Genomic DNA, 5,600 nt, shown 5'->3' with positions numbered 1-5,600 from the left:
ACCCCCCACAACGCCCGTCGCGGGCCGCGCCGGCGCCACCAGCCCCAAGCCGCCGCCCACCAACAGTCCCGCCGGTCCTGGGTCCGGCGCGACCGGTCAGCCGCGTGCAAGTCGCCCTCAACCTGACCAAGCCGACCTCGCCGAAGACAGCAGCCCGGCCAAGGGACGCTCAACGCGTTCCCGTTAAAGCCGGCCCAACTCCCAATGCCCCAGCACCAAACCGGTGCGGCCCTTGGCAAGCGGCTCCGGCGTGGCCGCGAATCCCTTCATTTGCAGCGTCCAGTAGTGGGAATGTTCAGGGGCCAAATCCGCAGATTGATCGGCCCTGACCAAGGCGGGCAGGGTATACAACACGCGGTCCTGGAAAAGCCGTCCGCCGGGCTCATTCGGTACAAATTCCACGGCGCCCAGCACGGCAGGACGCAACCGCATGACCGCGTCGCGTTGACTGTGTTCGTAGCGTGCCGGCACCAATTCGCCAGAGTCGACCCACGATTCCCACAGCCGCACAACCTCATTGATGTGCTGATCGAGGAACGCCAGCAAAAACGGCATTCCGGTGGCTATCACGATGGTGTCCATACTCAGTCATCGTCGCAGAGACGACCGACAAGTTATCTGTAGCCAGCCAGCCCGGCCGTGACGCCGCCCGGGGCAAGGGCTCAACGATGACGTCGGCGTCGCCGCGTGTCTTGTTCAATGCGGATATGCATGAGCCATCCCGCGAGCCACGCCGGTTCGTGTTCGTTGCGCAGAGCCTTGATCTGAGCCGAACTCAGCCCCGCGGGGTGACCGGCGCACATACCCGTGATCAGCACGGCGCCGCGCAGCAGTGGGACGGTCCTGATTGAAAAGTTCGACACTGCATGCAAGTTGAGCGTGGCCATCCGGTTGATCGGCAACGAGCCTGTGGCCGCATCGAACCAGAAGACGAGATCATGCTGGGCGGTCAGGGATTCCGCGGACGGGCCGACGTGCCCATCGACGACCCTGGCGTCGATGGGCACCAGCTTCATCATCTCGTCGGGCGACACCAGGATGCCCACCGGAACCAGCGCCTCGAGTAACGCACTGTCGTTCGCACTAAGACGGCTGCGCGGCTTCACGGGCTTACTCGGAGCGCTTTTCAGAGACCGCGGCGCGCAGCCCTTCGGCTAAATCCTCGCGGGTCAGTTCGCGCAGCCGCAGCAGCTGCTCGTCGGTGACTTCGACGTCGTCGCTGGCCAGCAGGTCATCGAGCTCGGCAGTATCGAGGCGATCGTTGCGGTGATCGCGGGCTTTTTCGACCACGTTACGCACGAACCCGGCATTGCCCAGCACGTCGATGCCGCGGATCAAATCGCCTTCGGCAGTGAGGGTTTCTTCGGCATAGAACCTCTCGAAGTCTGGGCGCAGCACCTCAACGGCTTCATCGGTAGTCACGTCTTCGTCTTCACCCACCATCAGTTTGGTCAGCTCGATCAGCTCTGGCGGGGTGTAGCTGTGGAACTCGATCACGGTCGAAAACCGCCGGCGCAGACCTTGATTGACTTCCAACATCCGTTCGGTGGCTTTGGCGTAGCCCGCCCCGAACACTACGAGCTCGTCGCGGTGATTCTCCATGTACAGCAGCAGCGTGTTGATGATGGCGTTGCCGTAGGGGTCGCCGGTGGAGTAGCCACGTTCATGCAGGGTGTGCATCTCGTCGAAAAACACCGCCCCACCCAGGGCGCCCTCGAGCATTTCTTCGGTGTTCTTTTCCGCATCAGCCATGTAGCGGCCCAACAGTTTGGCGCGGCTGGTCTCCACCACCAGCGGCTTGCGCAACACCTTCAGCCCGCACAGTTGTTTGGTGAAAGACCGTGCCACCGAGGTCTTTCCGGTCCCAGGTGGGCCCAGCAGCAGGGTGTGCCGCGAGGTCACAGGCACCCTCAGCCCCACCTTAGAGCGGGCCAGATTGACCTTCGTGGTGGAGCGGATGCGTTTGATTTCGCGCTTGGCCGTCTCCATGCCCAGCATGGCATCGAGCTCGGCTTGCCCCTCAGCCAAATATTCCGACGCCTTCTCAGCATCACGGGCCGTCTCAGTCTCTAGCCGACTCGGGGCGCTGTCGGGATCCCACGGGTCGGTGCGAGCCTCAATGGTTTCGGGGTCGGTGAGCACCAGGCGCCGGCTGGGGTCATCCATCGCTTCGCGGGCCGGGGTGAACTTCGGATCGCGTGAATACACGCGGCGCAGCAGCTGGGCCGCCTCGTCCTCGCGGCCCAGATGGCGAAGACACATCGCCTGGGTGTAGAGCGTCACGGTGGCTGCCTGCGGCACGCGGTCATCGCCGGCGGCCCTCTCGCCGCGGCGAAACGCATCTTCAAACACCCCAAGTGATGCCAGCGCTGTGGTGGCCATCGCTGTGGCCGCGCACTCGTATTCGGCCCGATACCAACGCTTGTCGATCGGGAACAGGCGCAACACATCGGTCCAGCGTTGCGTGCGGAAATGCAGCAGCCCGCACACATAGGTATGCATGTCCGCGTCGAAGGGATCGGTCGGCTTGGCCGTCGAAGTCACCAACGCGTCGGCTTGGCTGTAGCTGGCTTCACGGATCAGCACCGTGGCGTACGCGGCGCGCAGCGCATCCACCGACCCGATCGGCAGCTGCAAAAATAGGCCATCGAAGACCAGTGGGCGGAAATCGGCGCCCAGCACGCCGAGACGGCGGATCTCCCAGCCGAAGGTTTCTGCGGCCGCCCACGCCCCCGCCAGCACCTCCACCGTGTCCTCACCGGCCAGCACTCGGCCCATCCAGCCATCGCACACGCCTGGCTCGGCACGGGTGACTGTGCGGAACATCTCGGCGGCCACCTGACGGTTATGGCTGGGCACTAAGCCGCCCACACCAATACCCGATGCCAGCAGCCCTCGCCGAAATGCGCTGCGGGCCGGAGTTTCTGCCTCGATACCTGTCATGGTGATGTCGAATCTAACCGTTTAGGCCGCCCGGCGGGGACCGGCATCAATCAAGCGGCGCTCGTAATCGAGGTTGATCCGCAACCGATACTGAAATGCCCACGTGCGGATCACCGCGGCGCCGCGACCATCCTGCTCGATGTGAATATCGGCGCCACTGGCCGAGCGCGCACCCACGGTGCGTATGGTGACCGCCGCGCCCGCCGGTGTTGGGCCCCCGACACGGTCATAGACCACCACGTACGGGTACTGCGACGGAGGTAGCTGCTCAGCGAGGCCTGCCGCCCCCACCATCTGCAGCCCGACCCCGGTGACCTGTTGCCAGCGTTGCGGCTGCTTGGTGCAAATCAGCACCTGGTATCCGGTCGCGGCTGCCCGCAACGCCACCTGCACCAGCAGCGCGAACTCCCCGGCGATCGTCACCGTCGCCAGTTCGGTGGGGTCGTGCAGATCCACCAGCAGCGGATGCCCGCTGGCGGTCGTTCCCACGATGATGCCCGTTGCCCCGATCGGGACCGCCACCTTCTCCCCGGCGGCCAACTCGCGGGCCGGCAGGTTCAGCCCGCCGGTGGCCGCGGTCAGCAGACCCGCGGCCAGCCCAGCGTCGTGGCGGCCGACGAGCGGATTTAGGCCCGTCAGCGGCGGCTCGGGCAGCGGGCCGCCGGTGTGGTAGCGCACCATCACCCCCGCCGTGGTGGCCCCGTTATCGGCACGACGCAGCTGGACCGAAACCGCGGTGGCGTCGGTATCCGGTGCCCACAGCCGGTCGATCGCAGTACTCGATATGTCACCTGGCGACATCCAATACGTCTGCACGTAGCCGCCTGCATGGCGCAGCCGGCCCCATCCAGACGCTAGGCCCGTCGGGTCGATACCGGCCAGCAGTGCCTCATCGGCGGCGCGGATCTGGGCGGCGCTGAGCACCCGTGACGGGATACGCAAGCTGGTCAGCTCGGCTGCTAGCCATTCGGCGGCCGCGCTCATCGTGGCTGCCACCGACTCGCGCCACACGATCGCCCTAGCACTCTGCAAGGCGTTGAACCGCACCACCAGCCACGTGCGGCGCTGCCCGACCGCGGGATGATCACCCACCTCGGCCGAATACACCGGCGCATACGGGTGATGCGTTTTAGGTGCACGCCGCGCCCCCACGCTGACAATGTCGATGCCTTCTAAGTGCACATCGAACTGATCGAGCCCAGCGGCCACCGCCTCGAGGGGCAGCTTCGCCAAGGACTCCACCCGCGGGTAGTCCAACACCGAGGGACTATGCGGCGGTCCGTCGACTGCGACCACTGCCACCAAATGTGGCCCCACGGCGCGGATTCCGACCGGCCCGGACCCGAAGCGGCGCTCGTAATCAGCCAGCTCGCCGGCGGCGCCGACGCGCGGGCGGCGCCCGGTCACCGATCGCCACAGCAGGCTCAGCAGCGGCGCACCGCGCCAACACAGCAGCACCAGGACCGTGATCAGCACGGTCAGCCCGACACCGACCCACCAGCCGGGGCGGCCCGCCGCGGCCGCGCCCGCTGCGATCACCGCCACGTCGACGACGAACACCGCTACGACCCGCGCCCAGCTCGCAGCCACACTCAGCGGGAAATTTGACTTCATCACCGGCCCTCTCGTCGACGCATCAGGGCGGCTGAACCCAGTACCACCGAGCACAGCAGCGCAAGCCCGCCGACCCCGGCGGCGGCCACCCACACCGGGGTCATGTCGCGGCCCACCTTCGGCGGTGCCAGCACCAGCGGCGCCGCCAAGTGCTGAGGCCCCACAGGTTCACCAGGCGGTAGGTCATAGGTCAAGGCGGCGACCGGGTCGACGATGCCGTGCCCGACCTGGTTATCCACCCCGCGCGCTGGCGCCCGCGCTGTCGCGAGCAACCGGTTGATCACCTGATTGTGCGGTCAACTGGGGGTACTTGGCGCGCACCAGCGCGGCCACCCCGGACACCAGTGCGGCCGAAAACGATGTGCCCGCCTGGGCGACTAGCGTGTTCTTGTTGCCCTCAACGGCATTCATCAGCCCGTCATCGCGCGGCGAGAGGCCTTCGACGTCGGTACCGGGCGCGGCGATCGACACCCAGGGCCCGGCCATGCTGCTGCCCAGCGGAGCGCCGCTGGAATCCACCGCGCCCACGGTGAGCACATAATCGGAGAACCATGCTGGGGTGGCCACCGTCGTCACCCCAGCCCAGTCGCGAGGATCGTTGGGCGTCAACGGGTTATAAATCGGGTTCTGCTTGCAGTCGTTACCGACACCGGTTTCATTGCCGACGTTGCCGGCCGCGGCCACGATCACTACGTTGCGGTCCACCGCGGCGTAATGAATCGCCGCCCCCAAATCGCGCTGATCGATCATGTCGGTCGCGGTCATACACGACACCTCCGAAATGTTGATCACCGTGGCGCCCATGTTGGCCGCATGCACGATCGCGCGCGCCATGGTGCGGATATCGCCGGCCTTGCGCCGGGTGGCCGGGTCCTGGTTACCGGCGAAGGCATCCTTGGGGCTAAACGCTTTGGAGCTTTGCCGGATCGCAATGACCTGCACATCGGGGGCCACCCCGGAAAACCCGTCCGCTGCCGGCGCCGGCGGTGGCGGCGGCGCGGGGGCTCCCGGAGGCGGGGGTGGCGGCGCTGGCGGTCCAGGCG

General features: G+C 66.5%; 4 protein-coding genes and 1 pseudogene. All 5 read right to left on the bottom strand.

The annotated features are described in order from the left end of the window. Window positions 1-183: 183 nt before the first annotated feature. Entirely contained in the window at window positions 184-582 is a 399-nt protein-coding gene (locus BST44_RS28675) for a hypothetical protein (RefSeq protein ID WP_047323683.1), read from the bottom strand. An 80-nt stretch (window positions 583-662) separates the two neighbouring features. Next, window positions 663-1,106, bottom strand: a complete 444-nt coding sequence (locus tag BST44_RS28670; RefSeq protein ID WP_047323684.1) for a hypothetical protein — start codon at window positions 1,104-1,106, stop codon at window positions 663-665. 4 nt (window positions 1,107-1,110) lie between these two features. Continuing rightward, complete coding sequence (gene eccA / locus BST44_RS28665) at window positions 1,111-2,943, bottom strand: type VII secretion AAA-ATPase EccA (RefSeq protein WP_047323685.1); 1,833 nt, start codon at window positions 2,941-2,943, stop codon at window positions 1,111-1,113. Between the two features lie 21 nt (window positions 2,944-2,964). After that, window positions 2,965-4,557: a type VII secretion protein EccE gene (gene eccE, locus BST44_RS28660; protein ID WP_047323686.1), complete on the bottom strand. Its 1,593-nt coding sequence runs from the start codon at window positions 4,555-4,557 to the stop codon at window positions 2,965-2,967. Next, window positions 4,557-5,600, bottom strand: a pseudogene (gene mycP, locus BST44_RS28655) (type VII secretion-associated serine protease mycosin); the annotation flags it as partial. The pseudogene mycP and the gene eccE, both read right to left, overlap by 1 nt.

This window comes from Mycobacterium scrofulaceum (assembly GCF_002086735.1).
In the GTDB taxonomy this organism is placed as follows: Bacteria; Actinomycetota; Actinomycetes; order Mycobacteriales; family Mycobacteriaceae; genus Mycobacterium; species Mycobacterium scrofulaceum.
This window is presented reverse-complemented; position numbering and strand designations above follow the sequence as displayed.

Excerpts from the sequence above, each read along its gene's own strand:
- BST44_RS28675 (WP_047323683.1), bottom strand. The coding sequence starts at position 582 with ATGGACACCATCGTGATAGCCACCGGAATGCCGTTTTTGCTGGCGTTC.
- eccA (WP_047323685.1), bottom strand. The coding sequence starts at position 2,943 with ATGACAGGTATCGAGGCAGAAACTCCGGCCCGCAGCGCATTTCGGCGA.
- eccE (WP_047323686.1), bottom strand. The coding sequence starts at position 4,557 with ATGAAGTCAAATTTCCCGCTGAGTGTGGCTGCGAGCTGGGCGCGGGTC.